This window comes from Pseudomonas sp. GW821-FHT02B10 (assembly GCF_059421865.1).
Genome location: NZ_JBWKVU010000001.1, coordinates 716,734 through 734,798 on the forward strand (window position 1 = coordinate 716,734; position 18,065 = coordinate 734,798).

Consider the following 18,065-nt stretch of genomic DNA (forward strand, 5'->3'; position numbering starts at 1 on the left):
AAAGAGGCGGGCTTTTTTGTGGGCGCCGGTTGGGCTCAGCGCATCATGTCCTTGACCATTTGCTCCTGGTCCATCAGCTCACGCTGACGTGCATCGATCCGTGAAGATAGGGGGAAGTTGCTGCCGGCGCGACGTTTGGCGAAATCCAGCTGCTGGATCGCCTGGCGATAGTCGCCGACCAGGGCAAAGTATTCGGCCCGCGCCTGATGCAGGCCGATGATATTGCCCGACAGGCCACGGGTTTCCGCCACCGAGTACCAGACGTCCGGATCGTCGGAGCGGGTCTTGAGCAGGCTTTCCAGGGCCTTTTCGGCGTCTGCCGGGCGATTCTGCTTGAGCAGCAGGTCGACCCTGACCTGGTTCAGTGGGTAGTTGCCAGGATACTGCGCAAGCATTTTATCCACCCGGGCCTGGGCGTCGGAAAAGCGACTGGTGGCGGTATCCAGGTCGATCTGGGCCAGGTTGTAAGTGATGTCGTTAGGTTGCTTGGCCAGCAGCTGTTTGAGGTTTTCCCGGGCATCGTTGAACTGGCTGCCCTTGATCTGGGCGATGGCGAGGCCGTAGCGGGCGATGTCGTTTTTCGGGTTTTCGTCGAGCTGGGCGCGGAAACGCTTGGCACCCATGCCGGGGGACTCTTCGTAGATCAGCTGTACTCGTGCGCGAATCAGCTGGTAACGCAGGCTGTCTTCCTTGCCGCCGGCCTTGGCCTGTTCGGCGCGGTTGCGGGTGTCGGCGATCCGCGATTCGGTGACCGGGTGAGTCAGCAGGAACTCCGGCGGCTTGGCGTCGAAACGGTACTGGCGCATCAGGCGTTCGAACATGGTCGGCATGGAGCGCGGGTCATAACCGGCCTTTTCCAGATTGAGGATGCCGATGCGGTCGGCTTCCTGCTCGTTCTGCCGGGAGAAGCGCCGTTGTTCCTGGATGGCCGCGGCCTGGGTGCCGGCAATGGCGGCGATCCCGGCGTCGCCACCGCCCGCCGCGGCGATCACGATCCCGGCCAGCAGGGCGGCCATCATCGGCACCTGCATGCGTTGCGAAGCCTCGACGCCACGGGCGAAGTGGCGTTGCGACAAGTGCGCCAGTTCGTGAGCCAGCACCGAGGCATATTCGCCTTCGGTCTGGGCGTTGAGGAACAGTCCACCGTTGACCCCGACAATCCCGCCAGGAGCGGCAAACGCGTTGAGCTGCGGGCTGTTGATCAGGATGAACTCGAGACGTCGGTCGTTGACCTGGCTGGTCTCGACCAGTTTGTAGACGCTGGTTTCGACGTAGTCCTTGAGTTGCGGGTCGTTGAGTTGCGAAACCTGGCTGCGCAGCAACGCCAGCCAGGCGCGGCCCAGTTGGTGTTCCTGTTGGGGCGAGACAATGGCAGAACTGGCGTCACCGAGTGATGGCAGGTCGTCGGCGAAGCCTGGTGAGGCGAGCAGGCAAGCGAGCGTCAGCAGGGTAGGGCGCAAAAAAGTCATGCACAAAGCCTTAGTCGACAAAGAGTCTACTGTAGCCGGACACCAGGCCTTGGACCAGATATTCTAGGCACCTCGACGACCCTCCCGGAGTGACGCAATGACTGATGCTGTAGCCCACGACGCCGAGCTCGATGCCAGCGGACTGAACTGCCCGCTGCCGCTGCTCAAGGCCAAGATGGAACTCAATCGCCTGGCCAGCGGCGCGGTGCTCAAGGTGATCGCCACGGATGCCGGCTCCCAGCGCGACTTTCGCACCTTTGCCCGTTTGGCCGGTCATACCCTGCTTCGCGAGGAAGACGAGGCCGGGGTCTATCGTTACTGGCTGAAGAAGGCCTGAACTGCCCCGGAAATCATCGCGCCTCTGTCTAAGGATCATTGATGTTCAAAGTGTTACGCGACTGGATTCAGCGCTACTTCTCCGATGAAGAGGCCGTGGTACTGGCCGTTCTGTTGTTCCTGGCCTTCACCGCGGTGCTGACCCTGGGCGGCATGCTCGCGCCGGTGTTGGCGGGGATGGTGCTGGCCTATCTGATGCAGGGGCTGGTACTCACGTTGGAACGCTGGCGTTTGCCTGGCGGGGCGGCGGTGGGCCTGGTCTTTGCCTTGTTCATGGGGCTGCTGCTGGTGTTTATCGTGGTCGTCGTGCCGCTGTTGTGGCATCAGTTGATTACCTTGTTCAACGAGTTGCCGGGAATGCTCGCCAAGTGGCAATCGTTGCTTCTGTTGTTGCCGGAGCGTTATCCGCACCTGGTGTCTGACGAACAGGTGCTGCAGGCGATCGAGGTGGCACGCGGCGAGATCGGCAAGTTCGGCCAGTGGGCGCTGACCTTCTCGCTGTCCAGCCTGCCGCTGCTGGTCAACATCATGATCTATCTGGTGCTGGTGCCGATCCTGGTGTTTTTCTTCCTCAAGGACCGGGCGATGATCAGCCAGTGGGTGCGCGGTTACCTGCCGCGCGAGCGGGCTCTGATCACCCGGGTGGCCCAGGAGATGAACCGGCAGATCGCCAATTACATTCGTGGCAAGGTGATCGAGATCGTCATTTGCGGCGGGGTGACCTACATCGCCTTCGTGGCCCTGGGGCTGAACTACGCGGCCCTGCTGGCGCTGCTGGTGGGGATTTCGGTGGTGGTGCCCTACGTCGGGGCGGTGGTGGTGACCGTGCCGGTGGCGCTGATTGCCTTGTTCCAGTGGGGCTGGAGCGACCAGTTCATCTATCTGATGGCGGTCTACGGGATCATTCAGACCCTGGATGGCAACGTGCTGGTGCCGCTGCTGTTCTCCGAGGCGGTGAACCTGCATCCGGTGGCGATCATCTGTGCAGTACTGTTGTTTGGCGGGCTGTGGGGCTTCTGGGGGGTGTTTTTCGCGATTCCCCTGGCCACCCTGTTCAAGGCGGTACTGGATGCCTGGCCGCGCAAGGAGCCGGTCGTGGCGCCCTTGCTCTAGAGCGGCCCTGCTCTGGAAATGAAAAAGGGGGCGGCTGAATCAGCCGCCCCCCTTTTTTTAGTCGGTTACTTTTTAGTCGGCTACCACGCTCAGGCCTTGTTCAGCGCCTGCGCGGCAGCCAGTACCGCATCCACGTGGCCTGGCACTTTCACGCCACGCCATTCCTGGCGCAGTACGCCATTCTTGTCGATCAGGAAGGTGCTGCGATCGACACCCATGTATTCCTTGCCGTAGAGCTTCTTCAGCTTGATCACGTCGAACAATTGGCAGACGGCTTCGTCCTTGTCGCTGATCAGCTCGAAGGGGAATTCCTGCTTGCACTTGAAGTTCTCGTGGGACTTCAGGCCATCGCGGGAGACGCCGAACACCTCGGTGTTGGCGGCCTTGAACGCGGCGTATTGATCGCGAAAGCCCTGGCCCTCGGTGGTGCAACCCGGGGTGCTGTCCTTGGGGTAGAAGTAGATCACCACCTGCTTGCCTTTGAGCGCGGCGAGGCTGACGGTCTGACCGCTGGTGGCCGGGGCTTCGAAGTGGGCAACAGGTTGGTCGATGGCAACGGCCATTAGGGCTTCCTTACATTGGGTTCTGTGGGCGCCAGGGTTCGATCAGCGCATCGAGATTCATTGCGTCGGCGAAGTCCAGGAACTGATCGCGCAGCCAGCTGATCTGGGTGCCGGCCGGCAAGGTCACGGTAAAGGTGGCGTTGAGCATGGTGCCGCCGGTCTGCGGGGCCTGATAGGTATCGCAGGTCAGGTTTTCCAGCTCGACATGGTGATCGATGAAGAACTGGCACAGTTCATTGACGATGTCCGGGCGGTAGGCGGCGCTGACGTAAGCCACATAAGGCAGGGCCTGCGGGCGGTTTTCCAGGGCCGCGCTGCGCACCACGTTGACGGTGAAGGCGTATTTCTTCGCCAGCGACGGCAGGCCGGCCTCCAGGCGCGCCAGGGCATCCCAGCTGCCGGAAACCTCCAGGACCAGCGCACTGCACTCACCATGGCGGGTCAGGCGGGAGGTCACCACGGCGCAGCGGTTTTCATGGCTGGCGCGGCACAGGACGTTGGTCAGCTCCATGGGGTTGGCGCCGAGGGCACTGATGACAAGGAATTGTTCGCGGACTGTGGGGGTGGACATGCAGCATTCCTAAAGCGATGAGCGGTCGATACTTTTGCAGGCTTGAGTACTGGGTAAACGTCCGGATGCGGTTTCAGAAGCCCTGAACCGCCAGGTTGCGACGAGCTCCATAAAAGGCGAGAGCGAAGGGCGGCAACGCAGGATTGGGGCTTCGGATGCCGAAAAGGGAGGCTGGAACCCGGCGTACAAGCTTATCAGTACCGATCAAAGCCTGAAGGGTAGCGAAATACATCGCTCAGGGGAATGCTCGCAGCGCGGTACTTCGCTTGTGCAAGCATCTTGGCGCCAGTACCATTACCGCTCTCTTTTTCCGGCAGGAGCGGTTGCATGATTGCGGGCAGTATGGTGGCACTGGTCACACCCATGGATGCACAGGGTCGTCTCGACTGGGACAGCCTGAGCAAACTGGTGGACTTCCACCTGCAAGAGGGCACCAACGCCATTGTGGCAGTCGGCACTACAGGTGAGTCGGCTACCCTCGATGTGAACGAACACATCGAAGTGATTCGTCGCGTGGTCGCTCAGGTTGCAGGGCGTATCCCGGTGATCGCCGGTACCGGCGCGAACTCGACGCGCGAAGCGATCGAGCTGACCACCAACGCGAAGATCGCCGGTGCTGACGCGTGCCTGCTGGTGACCCCTTATTACAACAAGCCGACGCAAGAAGGCCTGTATCAGCATTTCCGTGCCATCGCCGAAGCCGTCGATATCCCGCAGATCCTCTATAACGTGCCGGGCCGCACCGCTTGCGACATGCAGGCCGAGACCGTGATTCGCCTGTCGACCGTGCCGAACATCATCGGCATCAAGGAAGCCACCGGTGACCTGCAGCGCGCCAAGGACATCCTGGCCGGCGTGAGCAGCGACTTCCTGGTGTACTCCGGCGACGACGCAACCGCCGTCGAACTGATCCTGCTGGGTGGCAAGGGCAATATTTCGGTGACCGCCAACGTGGCGCCAAAAGCCATGAGCGAGATGTGCGCCGCCGCGATGCGTGGCGATACCGCCACCGCCCGGGCGATCCACGAGAGGCTGATGCCGCTCAACAAGACTCTGTTTATCGAATCCAACCCTATTCCCGTGAAATGGGCCCTGTGCGAGATGGGCTTGATGGCGAACGGTATCCGTCTGCCGCTCACCTGGCTCAGTGCTGCCTGTCACGAACCGCTGCGGCAGGCCATGCGCCAGTCCGGCGTATTGGTTTAATTGAGGAAGTACTACGCATGAAGCGATTGGCCGGACTTTCCGCACTTGCCTTGATTATCTCCAGCACCAGTGGCTGCGGTTGGATTTGGGGGCCGGAAGGCTACTTCCGTGACCGCGGCAGCGATTACCTGCAAGCGCAACAGACCGCACCGATGCAACTGCCGTCGGATGTCAGCACCTCCAAACGCCTCGATCCGCTGCTGCCGATTCCGCGCAACGTGGCTGACGACACCGTCAAGGGCGAATACATCGTGCCGCGTCCGCAGCCGTTGGGCTCGGTGGCCGATGCCAGCGACTACACCCTGCAAAAGAGCGGCGATGCGCGTTGGGTCATGGCCCAGCACGCCCCGGCCGAAGTCTGGCCGGTGGCCATGCAGTTCTTCCAGGACAACGGTTTCCGTATTGACGAACAACGTCCGCAAACCGGCGAGTTCACCACCGCCTGGCAGCGTTCCGACGAACTCTCCGCATCCATGGCCAAGCGCCTGGGCAGCGTAGGTTCGGCCGATAACGAAACCCGCGTGCGGGTGCGTATCGAGCCAGGCGTGCAGCGCAATACCAGTGAAGTCTACGTGGTCAGCGCCGAACGTCCTGTCGGCAGCACCTCCAACGTCGATTTCACCAACCGCTCGGTCAACACCAGCCTGGATGCCGCGCTGGTCGACGAAATGCTCGCCAGCATGAGCCGCAGCGCCGAGAAGGGCGGTTCGGTCTCCCTGCTGGCCGCGCGTGATTTCGACACTCCTAGCCGTGTCAGCCTCACCGAAGACGGCAGCGGCAACGTGGTGCTCAACCTCGGCGAAGACCTCGACCGCGCCTGGTCGAGCGTCGGCCGCGCCCTGGAACAGGGCGAGTGGCGCGTTGAAGACATCAACCGCAGCCTGGGCCTGTACTACATCAACCTGGCGGAAAAAGCCGAGAAGAAAAACGACGAGCCGGGCTTCTTCGGCAAGTTGTTCGGCAGCGCACCGGCCAAGGAAGAAATCGAGGCCCGCGCCGAGCGTTATCAGGTTCGCCTGAGCAAGGTGGGCGACAACGTCCAGGTCACCGTCGAGAAAGACATCAACACCGTTGCTCCGCCTGAAGTGGCGCGCAAGGTCTTGACTGTGATTCAGGACAACCTGGGCTGATCCGATGCGTTTCGCCGTTCTCGGCAGTGGTAGTCAAGGGAATGGCACGCTGATAGCCAGTGACGACACCTACGTCCTGGTGGATTGTGGTTTCTCCTTGCGCGAAACCGAGCGGCGCCTGCTGCGCCTGGGGGTAGCCCCCGCACAGCTGAGCGCGATTCTGGTAACCCACGAACATGCCGACCACGTGCATGGCGTGGGTTTGCTGTCTCGGCGCTACAATTTACCGGTCTACCTCAGTCGCGGCACGTTGCGCGGGATGCGCAAACCGGTGGAAGCCGCGGGTTTTCTCGCCGGGGGCGAGACGCTTCAGGTCGGTGCCTTGAGCATCGACGTGACCCGCGTCGCCCACGATGCGCTGGAACCTGTGCAGTACGTGTTCAGTGACGGCCGGCGGCGTTTCGGCCTGCTGACCGACCTGGGATCCTACTGCGACACGGTGATCGACCGCTATCGCGGGCTGGATGCCTTGATGATCGAGGCCAATCACTGCCGCGATATGCTGGCCCGAGGTTACTACCCGTATTTCCTCAAGCAGCGGGTCGGTGGGGAAATGGGACATTTGAACAACCATCAGGCCGCAAGCCTGGTGGCCGAGTTGGGCTGGCAGGACCTGCAGCATCTGGTACTGGCCCATCTCAGCAGCAAGAACAACCTGCCGCAGCTGGCCCGGCAATGTTTTGTCGACACCCTCGGGTGCGACCCGGACTGGCTGCAACTGGCCGATCAAGATTCAGGGCTCGACTGGCGACACATCGCCTAGCCCACCTAACTTAGCAAGCGGAGCCCATCATGGAAAAACGTGAAGAACTCTACCGTGGCAAAGCCAAATCGGTTTACAAGACCGACGACGCCGACCGCCTGGTCCTGCTGTTTCGCAACGACACCTCGGCGTTCGACGGCAAGCGTATCGAGCAGCTCGATCGCAAAGGCATGGTGAACAACAAGTTCAACGCTTTCATCATGCAGAAGCTCGAAGAGGCCGGCGTGCCGACCCAATTCGACAAGCTGCTGGGCGACAACGAGTGCCTGGTGAAGAAGCTGGACATGATCCCGGTCGAATGCGTCGTGCGTAACTACGCCGCCGGCAGCCTGGTCAAGCGCCTGGGTGTGGAAGAGGGCCTGAAACTCAACCCTTACACCTTCGAACTGTTCCTGAAGGACGACGCCAAGGGCGACCCGTTCATCAACGAATCCCACGTCGTGGCGTTCGGCTGGGGCACCGCCGAACAACTGGCGCGCATGAAAGAACTGTCGCTCAAGGTCAACGAAGTCCTGAGCAAGCTGTTCGACGACGCTGGCCTGCTGCTGGTGGACTTCAAGCTGGAGTTCGGTGTATTCCACGGCCAGATCGTCCTGGGCGACGAGTTCAGCCCGGATGGCTGCCGCCTGTGGGACAAGGAAACCCGCAAGAAGATGGACAAGGACCGCTTCCGTCAGGGCCTCGGTGATGTGATCGAAGCCTACGAAGAAGTCGCCAATCGTCTGGGCGTACCGCTGTAATCGACGCAACCGACTGATAGCACGGAAAAAATTTGCCCGAGGGGCTTCGCTTCGGGCAAAGGTGCTGTTATGATGCGCGCCGTTGGAGAGATGCCAGAGTGGCCGAATGGGACGGATTCGAAATCCGTTGTACCTTCGCGGGTACCTAGGGTTCGAATCCCTATCTCTCCGCCATTATTGAAGTAGCCGAAGCCCCTGAAAACGTTAAAGTTTTCAGGGGCTTCGTCGTTTCTGGCTGTTTTTATTCCCCCGCTTGTTCCCCCATTTGGATTTCGAAAAGCTGACTGCGGGGGCCACTCGATTCACATCGAGCATATTTACCCTCCCAGCCAGCTCAAGCCCAATCAATCACGCGGTCAGCGTATGGTCGGCCTCTCCGAACCAGGTGCGCACCAGGTCGGGGCTGGGCGTACCAGCGTGGTCAAGCACCGCCACATCGACGAAGTGCTTGCCATTATTTGCGCCATCGGGATCCACCTGCACCGTGATGTCGCTGCCGGACTGCGCCAGTTGGACAAAGTCGGCTACCTGGCTGGTGTCGCTGACGAAGTTGGCGTTGAGCCGCGTGGAGAGGTCGATGGTGTCACCTTCGGCAAAGTTGTAGTCGAGGATATGGTCGCCGCCTTCATTCGCATTGAGGTAGGCGAACACGTCGGTTCCCGCGCCGCCGCTGAGCGTGTCCTCGCCGCCACGACCCACGATGATGTCGTTGCCATCGCCGCCACTGAGCGTGTCCGCGAGCATGCTGCCCACCAGCGAGCCCGCACCTTCGCCGTGAAAGGCGACGGAGGTGTGTGCGGCGCCGGCGAAGGTCAGGCTGGCGTCGCCGTCGATGGTTGCGCTGCCATTGCCGGTCACGTCGGCCAGCAGATGCAGGTCACCACCGTTGGCCCACAGATGGCCGGTGTTTTCGACCGTGCTCGCCACCGTCATGCCGCCTGTGCCTGTGGACTCCAGCACACCGCTGTTGGCGATGGTGTGGGTGCCGGTGTCGAGCACCAGACTGTTCAAACCGCTGGCCAGGATCATTTGCCCGGCACCCAACTGGCCGGCGCCGGAAATGCGGTTGTCGACATTGGTCAGTACGGTGTCGGCGCTACCGCCGAAAATCACGTTTTGCGCGTTGTCGGATAGCAGCACCTGGCCGCCACCGGTCAAGGTCGCGCCACGGAACAGAATCTCAAGACGGGTCTCGTTGCCGGCAGAGCCGAGTTCGATGGTGCCGCTGTTATGGATGCTGCCACCGAACGGCATGATCGCGCCGTCAGCAATGGTGAGGGTGCCGGTGCCGTTGGCCAGGGTGTAGGTCCATTGGCCGGTGCCGTCGACGGTAATTGAGCCATAGCTGCCAGTTGGCGAGCCATTGATGCTCCAGGTGGCCGTGGCAGCGTGATTGATCTCGGTCGAGCTGAACTGGCCGCTGTCCGTGCCGGCGCTGATTCGGCTCAATGAGCTGAAACCCTTATGCGGCAAGGGCTGGTTGGGTCATGCCGATGCTGGATACCTGCAAGTTGCAGCGTCAGTTGTTAAAAAAACGCCAGAGCAATTTTCTGGCGGGCTTTTTTCATACTGTCCGGACTTCAATGTCTAGGAGGCCTCCCTGAATAGGGCCGCCCTGTTCAGCGCTTTGAGAAACGTCTGATATTCGCCTCCAGGAGTTTTGCCTAGCCTGATCCGTATTCAATGAACGGGCCGCGGCATATTCAAGTGAGCAAGGAGGTGGATATGAATAGGCAGAATGCACAGGCCGGCACAACGCCGGAGACAGCAGGCTTCAACACCGGCGTAAGCATGGATGACGAGATGTTTCGCGCTATCCGGGTCGGCTCCGCCGTGTCGTTGCTAGAGGTGCTTGGCAGGCTCATGGACCTAGCTGGCGACAATGAACAAATCGCGCGACGGCTTATCGACGACGTAAGGACCTACCAGATTAAAGACCTCGAGCTGTTGCGGACGTACTGCGCACAAAACGATCGGCAGGCCATTGCCAGGCTGTGCCACAAGATGGCGGGTGCAGCTTGTGTGTTGAAGTACCAGCCGCTGATTTCCAGCTGCCAGAAGTTGAGGGACGTCAGTCTCGCGGGGACCTGGCCGGTGCTGTTGGAAAGGGTGCAGCTGGTCGAGCAGGCGTTGCTCAACCTCAAGGACATCTGTCTTGTAGCCATACAGGATGATGGGCCAATCAATCTGAGAGAACTGCCTCGTGAGCGCTGATTCCTCTGCTGCTCAAAAAGGGAGTCGTGCTCGATGTCCCGTCGTAAAACCGATAAGACGCTGATTCTGGAACGGACAGATGTCCATGCACTGCTGGGTTTCGCAAGAGGCCTATATGATTCCTTTCTGCCTGGCTATTTCAATCAGGGCCAGAAGGTTGGTGGTATTGAATTTCTTCAAGAGTCTTACTTTGTAAGTACTGACCGTTTTGTGACTGATGAGTAGAGTCGCTGCAATCTCCCTATTGTTAAGGCCCTGTGCCAATAACCTTAATGTGGTGATTTCCCTGTTGGTCAGTTGGGAAGCGGCAATGCTTTGCATCTGGTTGGTGTGAATGCTTTCCTGCAACAGGAGCAGAGAACTTTCAGGAAAATAGGTATGCCCCGATAACAGTGCCTTTACTGCATCTCCCACCTCATCCAGCGCTTCGTCCTTGCAGATGAAGCCTGCTGCGCCCCCATGCAAACAACGTACGGCAAAGTTTTTTGAGTCGCTGGAAGTCAATATCAGCGTTTTTACCAGGAAGTTATTTGCCTTGAAGTGAGTGAGTACCGATAACCCGTCCAGTTGCGGTAGATCGAGGTCAAGTATCACGAGGTCTGGTTTATGTGTGCGAACAACTTGAATGGCATCGACGCCATTGTCTGCCTCGGCGGCGATATGGTGTCCGTTACGTTCAAGTATGACTTTCAATGCGACCCTGACCAGAGGGTGGTCGTCGACTATTACTATGGATCCCATAGTGTGCTCTCTCTATATTGATTATGCGTGTAGGTTTTATATTTTTACTCTCTATATTCAATTCTTCTCATTGAGGTTGGGCCTTTTGTCGGCGCTCACTGCGCAGGCCGGCGGGGTAGACTCCTTTCATTTTTATTGAGTAGCTAGTTAGCCTGGTTCAGGCTACTGCGATGCGAGCACTTGGCAGAGTTCAGCTGAACGCAACGCGTTGAAGAAGTACACAGTCTTGTCTCATAAGTAAAGACGAAATCAATGGGCGGTTTATTAAGATATTTCTGATGGGTGCTTCGGCCGTCTCTCAATTCAAATTCGAAGGTTGATCGGTAAGCTATGGCTTCCTTTGGGCGTCCTTCATGGGCAGCCAAGGAGCTTGCTATTGTTGTCGACCAATCGACTTAGACTTTGAATGAGAGAGGCATGGACTGCCATGGCTGGCGTGATTTGGTCATAGCTGAGCCGGGAGGACGATCAAGTAGATCGAACTTCTTTATGCCGATCAACGTGAACAAGGAAATCACATGAAACGAACATCTTTACTGTCCCTGGCAACTTCCAGCTTGATGCTTGCCGCACTTGTTCCTTCGTTATCTCATGCCACTGATGGAGTGGTTAACTTCTCTGGCAGCATCACTGACGTGACTTGCAATATCAACGGCCAGGCACCGGGTGAAAACAACATCACCAACGTGGAGTTGGGGCGCATTTCTCCTTCGATCTTCAAGGCCATTGGCGATGCTTCTCCGTTTGAACCGTTCGCGTTGGTGCTGTCGGGCGCGCAATGTGCCGATGGAACCAAGGTCGTCGTTGATTTTGACCAGGTGGGCAACGTCGATGTGGTGACCGGGAACCTCAAGCTGATCGGCGCCGCGCCTGCTACTGGCGTGCAGATCCAGGTGTTCAACGACAATGTCGCAGCTGGTACGAAAGTCCCACTCGGTCAGTCGGAAGCCTCGCCACAGGTCGCCACCGTTGCAGGCAACACGGCAACCCTGAAGTTCAAGGCGAACTATGTTGCGACCGCGGCTAGCGTTGGCGCGGGTTCGGGTAACTCCTTCGTTCGATACACCCTGTCGTATAAGTAAAGGCCAGCGCCCGAGGAGTGATTCATGACGCCGAAAGCGCGTATTTTTTCTTCTTTCGTTCTTGGCGTCATGTTCTTGGGCGTATGTTCTGGAATCGTGCAGGCGTCGGTAGTTATCCAGGGCACTCGGCTGGTTTATCCGTCGGATGCTCGTGAGGTTACTATAAAAATGAACAATACCGGTTCCTCTGCTTCATTGGCCCAAAGTTGGATTGATGATGGAGATTCAACTAAAGGCCCTGAGGAGATAAAGGTTCCATTTTTGCTGTCCCCCGCAGTAATTCGTCTGGATCCGGATAGTTCAGCTTCACTGCGTGTTTCCTATACGGGTGAAAAACTTGCGGAAGACCGGGAGTCCTTGTTCTGGCTCAATGTGTTGGAAACGCCTCCGCGCAAGGAAGTCGATGAAAATGTCTTGCAGTTTACGTTCAGAACTCGAATCAAAGTGTTCTTTCGACCCAAGAACTTGAAGTCGGATGTGGACCAGGTGGCAAACAAGCTCGATTGGCAATTCAAGCAAGCCAGTCATCCGGATGAAAAAGGTAAGGTCGGGCATCGCCTGGGGATTCAGGTAAGCAACCCGACGGCGTATTACGTTTCTTTCGGCAAGATCGAGGTTGCTCTGGATGGGCGACGGGTTGCAGTTAAAGACGAAATGATTGCGCCTTTCAGCAGCAGTTTTTTCCCATTGCCCGAACAGGCTCCTCAGACCTATCGCAAAGCCTCTGTTCATTACGAGGTCATTAATGACTTCGGTGGGCGGCGCGTACTTGAAAAACCGTTGCCTCTGTAACTTTTATCACCCTGCAGTTTTTGTCATCTCTATGACCTGGCTGCATGCCGGTATCGAATATGTTGAACGTCCAGCGTAGTTGTCTGGTTGTTTTTGCTTGTGCGTTAGTTTCGTATGGTTTGAGCCCAGGCCGTTTTTTTCTATGTCTTGTTTCTACGGCGGCTATTGTCATGGCGACTGAGACATGGGCTGGAACTTCCACTGCCGAGTCTGCGGGGCAGGGCGTGGTATTCGATTCGCAGATGTTGTTTCAGACCGAAGGTGCCCCCATCGATACCAGCCGCTTTGAGCGCCAGGGCTTTCTCATTCCGGGCAATTACCGCATCGACCTGTTGGTAAACGGTCAGTGGCGTGCCACGCAGAACATCGAGTTTCGCGACACGCATGGGCCGCAAGGCGGCCAGCCTTGTTATGAGCGTTCATTACTGGTTCGCGCCGGTATTGATCTGGACAAGGCGGCTTCGGCGCAACCTTCCGCAGAAAGTATGCCGGAGGGCACCTATTGCGCCGACCTGGCTCGCTACATTCCTGGTCTCACCACGAAGATCGATCTCAAGGAGCTGACGATCGATCTTTCGGTCCCGCAATATTTCCTGCAGAAGAACCTGTCGAAAACCTACGTCGACCCGGCCAACTGGGATCATGGCGTTTCCGCGGGGCTACTCAACTACAACACTAACCTGTTCAGCGTGCAAAACAGCGGCCGCACCATGACCAATGGTTATGCCGGGCTGAACATGGGGCTCAATGCCGGTTCGGTGCGCTTGCGGCATAACGGCACCCTGACCTGGTCGCCGCAATCGGGCGGCCATTATCAGCGCGGGCAAGTTTATGCCCAGACCGAGCTGCCGGCCTGGCGCTCGCAACTGCTGGTGGGGGAGAGCGCCACCGATGCCGATCTGTTCGACTCGGTGTCGTTCCGCGGGGTACAGCTGTCCAGCGACGACCGGATGCTGCCCGATACCGAACGCTTTTACGCGCCGGTGGTGCGCGGTACGGCCAGCTCGAACGCCAAGGTGTCGGTTTATCAGCGCGGTTATCTGATCTCCGAAACCTCGGTGGCGCCTGGACCGTTCGAGATCAGCGATCTGCAGGCCGCCAGCTTCGGTGGCGACCTGAGCGTCACCGTGACCGAGGCTAACGGGAAGAGCAGCAGCTTCACCGTGCCCTTCGCCACGACTGTTCAGTTACTGCGCCCTGGAAACTCCCGGTATGGCTTCACCGCCGGCCAGATCATCGATCCTGGGCTGCGTGGCAGTAACCAGTATGTGCTGCAAGGGACAGCCCAGCACGGTCTGGATAACGACATTACCGGATACATCGGCAGTGCTGTCACGGGCAGTTATATGTCGGTACTGATGGGGAGCGCGCTCAATACCGATGTGGGGGGCTTTGCTTTCGATGTGACCCAGGCCAAAACCAACGTGCCCAGAAGGGGCCGTCTGAAGGGGACGAGCCTGCGTCTGTCCTATAGCAAGAACCTGCCCAATAGCGGTACCAACTTCTCGTTACTGGCTTATCGCTACTCGACCCGTGGTTATTTGGGACTGCATGACGCGGTCGCGTTGCAGGACTTCGTCGAGAGCGGTGAACGGGTGGAAGCCTTCTCCCGAATGCGTGACCGGCTGGATGTGAATATCAGTCAGCAGTTGAGGGCCACTGGCGGGAATTTCTACGCCAGTGGTTCGGCGCTCAATTACTGGAACAGACAAGGCAAGGCCCTGAGCTTTTCCACGGGTTACAGCAATCAGTGGCGGGGCAATAGCTATTCCTTCGCCGTACAGCGCACGCTGGGACAGAACCGGTATTCAGGGCGTCGGGCAGTCAGTAGCAATACGACCTTGAGTTTGACCCTTACGATCCCGCTGGGCCGTGAGACCCGGGGCGCAACGGTGCTCAATAACTTCGTCAGTCACGACCAGAGCACGGGAACTCATCTGACCAGCGGCGTTTCCGGGACAGTGGACGAAGCGGGCAAAGCATCCTATGCCGTGTCCGTTTCCCGTGATGACAAGCAACGGGAAACCAGCCACAACGGTAGTCTCAATTATTCCTTGCCCCAGGTGGCCTTAAGTTCCAGTTTTTCCCAGGGCAGCGATTACCGCCAGGGCTCCATCGGCGCGTCCGGCGGCATGATCCTGCACCCCGGCGGCCTGACGTTTGCCCAGACCCTGAGCGAGACCAGCGGCCTGGTCTACGCGCCTCATGCCAAGGGCGCTGGGGTCGGCTACAGCGGTGCGCGGGTGAATGGCAGCGGTTACGCGGTAGTGCCCAGCCTGACGCCTTTCCAGCTCAACACCGTGGATATCGACCCGAAGGGCATGCCCGACGACGTCGAGCTGCAGGTGAGTTCGCGCAACACCGCACCGGTGGCGGGGGCCGTGGTGATGCTGTCGTACCCGACCCGCAAGGCGCGCGCTTTCCTGATCAACAGCCTGCAACCCAATGGTGCGCTCCTGCCGTTTGCCGCGATCGCCACCGACGCCGAGAGCGGGGTGGAAATGGGCGCGGTCGGTCAGGGCAGCCGCCTGGTGCTGCGCAGTGAAAAGGACCAGGGCTCGATCCGCGTCGAATGGGGTGACCAGCCTGGGCAGCAATGCCTGATCGACTACCGCTTGCCCAAACGCGATGTAGCGTCTGCCAAGGCGGCTGAGACGAAGGGCTATGAGGTGTTCGACCTGCCATGCCGACCGCTACCTCCCGACACTGCTGGGGCTCCGGCTCAGGCGAGGAACGGCTGATGCAACAGGCAGGCAGCTTGTTCTGCCCCTCGGCCATGGCTCGGTGGATCTGTGGGAGCCTGATGGCTGCCTGGTTGCTGATGTCGCTTTGCGCCGACGCCCAGGCGGCGCTGGCCATTACCGGTACGCGCTTCATTTACCCGGCCAATACCCCGGCGTTGACAGTCAGGGTCGGCAACACCGGCGATGCGCCCATCCTCCTGCAAGCCTGGCTGGACCGGGGAGATACACGCACCGACCCGAGCCGTCTGACAGTGCCGTTCGTACTGTCGCCGCCTATTTCACGGCTGGACCCGCAACAGCGCAGCGCTCTGGTGGTGCGTTACACCGGCGAACCCTTGCCCGGCGATCGCGAGTCGGTGTTCTGGATCAACTTCCTCGAAGTGCCACCGGTGACGACCAGCGACAGCAATGTGCTGCGCCTGGCCTATCGCATGCGCATGAAGCTGCTGTACCGCCCTTCGGGCCTTGCCGGTAAGGCGGACGAAGCAATCGGGCAAGTGGTCTGGAGCCTCGACAAGGTCCCCGGAGCGGACGGGCAGATGGCGCTGCTGGCCACCAGTCGGGCGCCTTACTACGTGTCCATCCCGCAGTTGGAACTGGGCAGCGGGGCTCAATCGATCAGTTGGCAGGGGATCACGCTCGAGCCTTTCGGCACGACACGTATCGCCTTGCCCGCAACAAAAAAGGCAGCCGTCGCCAATGCGACGGTCGTTCGTTACCAGGTGGCGATAGACAGCGGGGAGACGCTGAGTGGAAGTGCGCGGTTACAACAGTAGTTTTGCGACGGACAGATTCGCGACGAGTGCATCGTCATGCGGTTGCGGTCGAGCGCCTGAGGGCGCGCGACCGGTGGGCATGAGTCTGGGTCGGCGTGGGTCGTGTTTCGTGCTGGCAGCGCTGCTGCCATTGGCGGTGCCCAATATCGCCCTGGCCTTGCAGGTGCCTAGCGCCGGTCAGGCGATGCGTGACATCGAGTCGGTCCAGCCGGTCCAGCCAGTCCCTTCGGAGCTGGAACTGGATCTGCCCAAGGCCGAGACACCCGCCGCGCCCGCAGCCCCGGACACCTCCGGGATCCGGGTACAGGTCCAGGCGTTTGCCATCGAGGGCAATCAGGTTCTCGCCACCGAGCGCCTGCAACCGCTGCTGGCCGACCTGCAGGGCCAGGAGCTGGACCTGAACGGTTTGCGCGCAGCCGCGCAGCGTATTACCGACTACTACCAGAAGCAGGGTTATGTACTGGCCCGCGCTTTCCTGCCGCCCCAGGATATTGAAAACGGCCTGGTGCGGATCGCTGTGGTGGAGGGGCGTTACGGGCACATCGAAGTGCAGAACCGTTCGCGCGCCCTGGATCAGGTGGTGCGTGCGCCGCTGTCGTCGCTGAACAGCGGCGAGGCGGTATACGACGCGGACCTGGAGCGTAGCCTCTTGCTGTTGAGCGACCTGCCCGGGGTCCAGGCTCGCGGCACCTTGCGTCCTGGCCAGGAGTACGGGACCACCGACCTGGTGATCGATACCGAGCCCGGGCCGCTGCTGAACGGTACCCTGGAGGCGGACAACTTCGGTGGTTACTACACCGGTGAATACCGCCTGGGCGGCAGCCTCAACCTCAACAACCCCTTGCGCCTCGGCGACCAGCTCAGCCTGCGGGCGATGCGCAGCGACGAATCGCAGCGCTATTACCGTGCGGCCTACCAGTTACCGGTCGGGCCCTGGTCGACCCGCATCGGCGGTGCGTACTCGGAAATGAGCTACCGCCTGTACAGGGACTTCGAGGTCCTCGACTACCACGGTACCGCCAGCTTCCGCAGTTTTTTCGTCGCCCAGCCGCTGGTGCGCAGTCGCACCTTCGACCTCACTGCGCAACTGCAATACGAAGACAAACGGCTACGCGACGATATCGACCTGTTCGAATTGAGTAACCGCAAGCGGATCGGCCTGTGGACGCTGAGCCTCAGCGGCAACAGCCAGGACCGTTTTTTCCGGGGAGGCCAGAACTTCTTCGATCTGTCCTACGGCAGCGGCCGGTTGCGTTTTGGCGACCGCGAGGAAGAGGTTCGCGATGGTCGTACCGCGGGCAGCTCGGGCGGGTTCGCCAAGCTCAATCTCAACGCCGCGCGCCTGCAGCGCCTGAGCGACCGTTTCCAGCTCTATACCCGGCTGAGTGCGCAATGGGCCAACAGCAACCTGGACAACTCGGAAAAACTCGGCCTTGGCGGTCCCTACGGTGTGCGTGGCTATTCATTGGGCGCCGGCAGCGGCGACCAGGGCTGGCAGGCCAGTGCCGAGCTGCGCTACGCCCTGGCCCCGCGCTGGCAGCTCAGCGCCTTCGCCGACAACGGCACGGTCAAGGTCGATCGCCAACCCTGGACCTCCGAAAACAATACCCGCCGGATCACGTCGACCGGCATCGGCACCAGCTGGATGGGGCCTTCGCAGCAAGTCAACCTGACGCTCGCCTGGCCGCTGCATGACAACGGCAAGACCCGGGACAAGCCGGAGCGCCGCCCCCAGGTCTGGATGAACGCGACGCAATATTTCTAGTACCTGCTCGTAGCAGGAGTGGTGTCGTTCTGCAAATGGTTTGCAGAACGTTCTTTAGTG

At 59.8% G+C, this 18,065-nt stretch carries 17 protein-coding genes and 1 tRNA gene; 13 read left to right on the forward strand and 5 right to left on the reverse strand.

The genetic code is table 11. From position 1 onward, the window contains the following. Positions 1–35: 35 nt before the first annotated feature. Positions 36–1,469, reverse strand: coding sequence for a M48 family metalloprotease (locus tag AC07VU_RS03330; protein ID WP_007930234.1), 1,434 nt, complete (start codon positions 1,467–1,469; stop codon positions 36–38). Positions 1,470–1,566: 97 nt separating this feature from the next. On the opposite strand from AC07VU_RS03330, the gene AC07VU_RS03335 reads away from it, so the two are divergent. Beyond that, positions 1,567–1,806 carry a sulfurtransferase TusA family protein gene (locus AC07VU_RS03335; protein ID WP_007930235.1) on the forward strand — a complete coding sequence of 80 codons (240 nt, stop codon included), beginning with the start codon at positions 1,567–1,569 and terminating at the stop codon, positions 1,804–1,806. Positions 1,807–1,847: 41 nt separating this feature from the next. After that, the gene (locus AC07VU_RS03340) at positions 1,848–2,918 is read left to right on the forward strand and encodes an AI-2E family transporter (RefSeq protein WP_007930236.1); all 1,071 of its coding nucleotides are present in this window, start codon (positions 1,848–1,850) and stop codon (positions 2,916–2,918) included. A gap of 89 nt (positions 2,919–3,007) precedes the next feature. Here the strand turns inward: AC07VU_RS03340 and AC07VU_RS03345 are convergent, their stop codons facing one another. Next, entirely contained in the window at positions 3,008–3,481 is a 474-nt protein-coding gene (locus AC07VU_RS03345) for a peroxiredoxin (RefSeq protein WP_007930237.1), read from the reverse strand. 10 nt (positions 3,482–3,491) lie between these two features. Then, the gene (locus AC07VU_RS03350) at positions 3,492–4,052 is read right to left on the reverse strand and encodes a glycine cleavage system transcriptional repressor (protein ID WP_007930238.1); all 561 of its coding nucleotides are present in this window, start codon (positions 4,050–4,052) and stop codon (positions 3,492–3,494) included. A gap of 327 nt (positions 4,053–4,379) precedes the next feature. Here AC07VU_RS03350 and dapA point away from each other — a divergent pair, with 327 nt between their 5' ends. The 5 genes from dapA (at position 4,380) to AC07VU_RS03375 (ending at position 8,065) form a co-directional block, all read left to right on the forward strand. Further along, positions 4,380–5,258, forward strand: a complete 879-nt coding sequence (dapA, locus tag AC07VU_RS03355; RefSeq protein WP_277588063.1) for a 4-hydroxy-tetrahydrodipicolinate synthase — start codon at positions 4,380–4,382, stop codon at positions 5,256–5,258. A 17-nt stretch (positions 5,259–5,275) separates the two neighbouring features. Further along, on the forward strand, positions 5,276–6,388 hold the full coding sequence (gene bamC / locus AC07VU_RS03360) for an NlpB/DapX family lipoprotein (RefSeq protein WP_007930240.1): 1,113 nt from the start codon (positions 5,276–5,278) through the stop codon (positions 6,386–6,388). Between the two features lie 4 nt (positions 6,389–6,392). After that, positions 6,393–7,151, forward strand: coding sequence for an MBL fold metallo-hydrolase (locus AC07VU_RS03365; protein WP_274305803.1), 759 nt, complete (start codon positions 6,393–6,395; stop codon positions 7,149–7,151). Positions 7,152–7,180: 29 nt separating this feature from the next. Continuing rightward, entirely contained in the window at positions 7,181–7,891 is a 711-nt protein-coding gene (gene purC / locus AC07VU_RS03370; protein ID WP_007930242.1) for a phosphoribosylaminoimidazolesuccinocarboxamide synthase, read from the forward strand. Between the two features lie 84 nt (positions 7,892–7,975). Further along, positions 7,976–8,065: transfer RNA gene (locus tag AC07VU_RS03375), tRNA-Ser, on the forward strand. A gap of 174 nt (positions 8,066–8,239) precedes the next feature. On the opposite strand, the gene AC07VU_RS03380 is transcribed toward AC07VU_RS03375, so the two are convergent. Beyond that, on the reverse strand, positions 8,240–9,340 hold the full coding sequence (locus AC07VU_RS03380; RefSeq protein WP_495029513.1) for a calcium-binding protein: 1,101 nt from the start codon (positions 9,338–9,340) through the stop codon (positions 8,240–8,242). A gap of 276 nt (positions 9,341–9,616) precedes the next feature. Between AC07VU_RS03380 and AC07VU_RS03385 the strand changes: the two genes are divergently transcribed. Further along, the gene (locus AC07VU_RS03385; protein ID WP_274305805.1) at positions 9,617–10,105 is read left to right on the forward strand and encodes an Hpt domain-containing protein; all 489 of its coding nucleotides are present in this window, start codon (positions 9,617–9,619) and stop codon (positions 10,103–10,105) included. 111 nt (positions 10,106–10,216) lie between these two features. Here AC07VU_RS03385 and AC07VU_RS03390 read toward each other — a convergent pair whose 3' ends face one another. Further along, a complete protein-coding gene (locus AC07VU_RS03390) occupies positions 10,217–10,846 on the reverse strand; it encodes a response regulator transcription factor (RefSeq protein WP_023968165.1) in 630 nt (209 codons plus the stop codon). 518 nt (positions 10,847–11,364) lie between these two features. Here AC07VU_RS03390 and AC07VU_RS03395 point away from each other — a divergent pair. The 5 genes from AC07VU_RS03395 (at position 11,365) to AC07VU_RS03415 (ending at position 18,005) form a co-directional block, all read left to right on the forward strand. After that, positions 11,365–11,928, forward strand: a complete 564-nt coding sequence (locus AC07VU_RS03395; protein ID WP_009042596.1) for a fimbrial protein — start codon at positions 11,365–11,367, stop codon at positions 11,926–11,928. Between the two features lie 24 nt (positions 11,929–11,952). Further along, positions 11,953–12,720 (forward strand): fimbrial biogenesis chaperone, encoded by a 768-nt coding sequence (locus tag AC07VU_RS03400; protein WP_495029514.1) that lies wholly within the window; start codon positions 11,953–11,955, stop codon positions 12,718–12,720. A 170-nt stretch (positions 12,721–12,890) separates the two neighbouring features. Beyond that, on the forward strand, positions 12,891–15,461 hold the full coding sequence (locus AC07VU_RS03405) for a fimbria/pilus outer membrane usher protein (RefSeq protein WP_274306757.1): 2,571 nt from the start codon (positions 12,891–12,893) through the stop codon (positions 15,459–15,461). Next, positions 15,461–16,240, forward strand: a complete 780-nt coding sequence (locus tag AC07VU_RS03410) for a fimbrial biogenesis chaperone (protein WP_495029515.1) — start codon at positions 15,461–15,463, stop codon at positions 16,238–16,240. The genes AC07VU_RS03405 and AC07VU_RS03410 overlap by 1 nt, the downstream gene beginning before the upstream one ends. A gap of 79 nt (positions 16,241–16,319) precedes the next feature. Continuing rightward, on the forward strand, positions 16,320–18,005 hold the full coding sequence (locus AC07VU_RS03415) for a ShlB/FhaC/HecB family hemolysin secretion/activation protein (RefSeq protein WP_274305809.1): 1,686 nt from the start codon (positions 16,320–16,322) through the stop codon (positions 18,003–18,005). Positions 18,006–18,065: the final 60 nt, after the last annotated feature.

Coding starts and splice junctions, on each gene's coding strand:
- AC07VU_RS03350 (WP_007930238.1), bottom strand. CDS start 4,052: ATGTCCACCCCCACAGTCCGCGAACAATTCCTTGTCATCAGTGCCCTC.
- AC07VU_RS03395 (WP_009042596.1), top strand. CDS start 11,365: ATGAAACGAACATCTTTACTGTCCCTGGCAACTTCCAGCTTGATGCTT.
- AC07VU_RS03400 (WP_495029514.1), top strand. CDS start 11,953: ATGACGCCGAAAGCGCGTATTTTTTCTTCTTTCGTTCTTGGCGTCATG.
- AC07VU_RS03340 (WP_007930236.1), top strand. CDS start 1,848: ATGTTCAAAGTGTTACGCGACTGGATTCAGCGCTACTTCTCCGATGAA.
- dapA (WP_277588063.1), top strand. CDS start 4,380: ATGATTGCGGGCAGTATGGTGGCACTGGTCACACCCATGGATGCACAG.
- AC07VU_RS03345 (WP_007930237.1), bottom strand. CDS start 3,481: ATGGCCGTTGCCATCGACCAACCTGTTGCCCACTTCGAAGCCCCGGCC.
- AC07VU_RS03415 (WP_274305809.1), top strand. CDS start 16,320: ATGAGTCTGGGTCGGCGTGGGTCGTGTTTCGTGCTGGCAGCGCTGCTG.
- AC07VU_RS03365 (WP_274305803.1), top strand. CDS start 6,393: ATGCGTTTCGCCGTTCTCGGCAGTGGTAGTCAAGGGAATGGCACGCTG.
- AC07VU_RS03330 (WP_007930234.1), bottom strand. CDS start 1,469: ATGACTTTTTTGCGCCCTACCCTGCTGACGCTCGCTTGCCTGCTCGCC.
- AC07VU_RS03410 (WP_495029515.1), top strand. CDS start 15,461: ATGCAACAGGCAGGCAGCTTGTTCTGCCCCTCGGCCATGGCTCGGTGG.
- AC07VU_RS03405 (WP_274306757.1), top strand. CDS start 12,891: ATGGCGACTGAGACATGGGCTGGAACTTCCACTGCCGAGTCTGCGGGG.
- AC07VU_RS03335 (WP_007930235.1), top strand. CDS start 1,567: ATGACTGATGCTGTAGCCCACGACGCCGAGCTCGATGCCAGCGGACTG.
- purC (WP_007930242.1), top strand. CDS start 7,181: ATGGAAAAACGTGAAGAACTCTACCGTGGCAAAGCCAAATCGGTTTAC.
- AC07VU_RS03385 (WP_274305805.1), top strand. CDS start 9,617: ATGAATAGGCAGAATGCACAGGCCGGCACAACGCCGGAGACAGCAGGC.
- bamC (WP_007930240.1), top strand. CDS start 5,276: ATGAAGCGATTGGCCGGACTTTCCGCACTTGCCTTGATTATCTCCAGC.
- AC07VU_RS03390 (WP_023968165.1), bottom strand. CDS start 10,846: ATGGGATCCATAGTAATAGTCGACGACCACCCTCTGGTCAGGGTCGCA.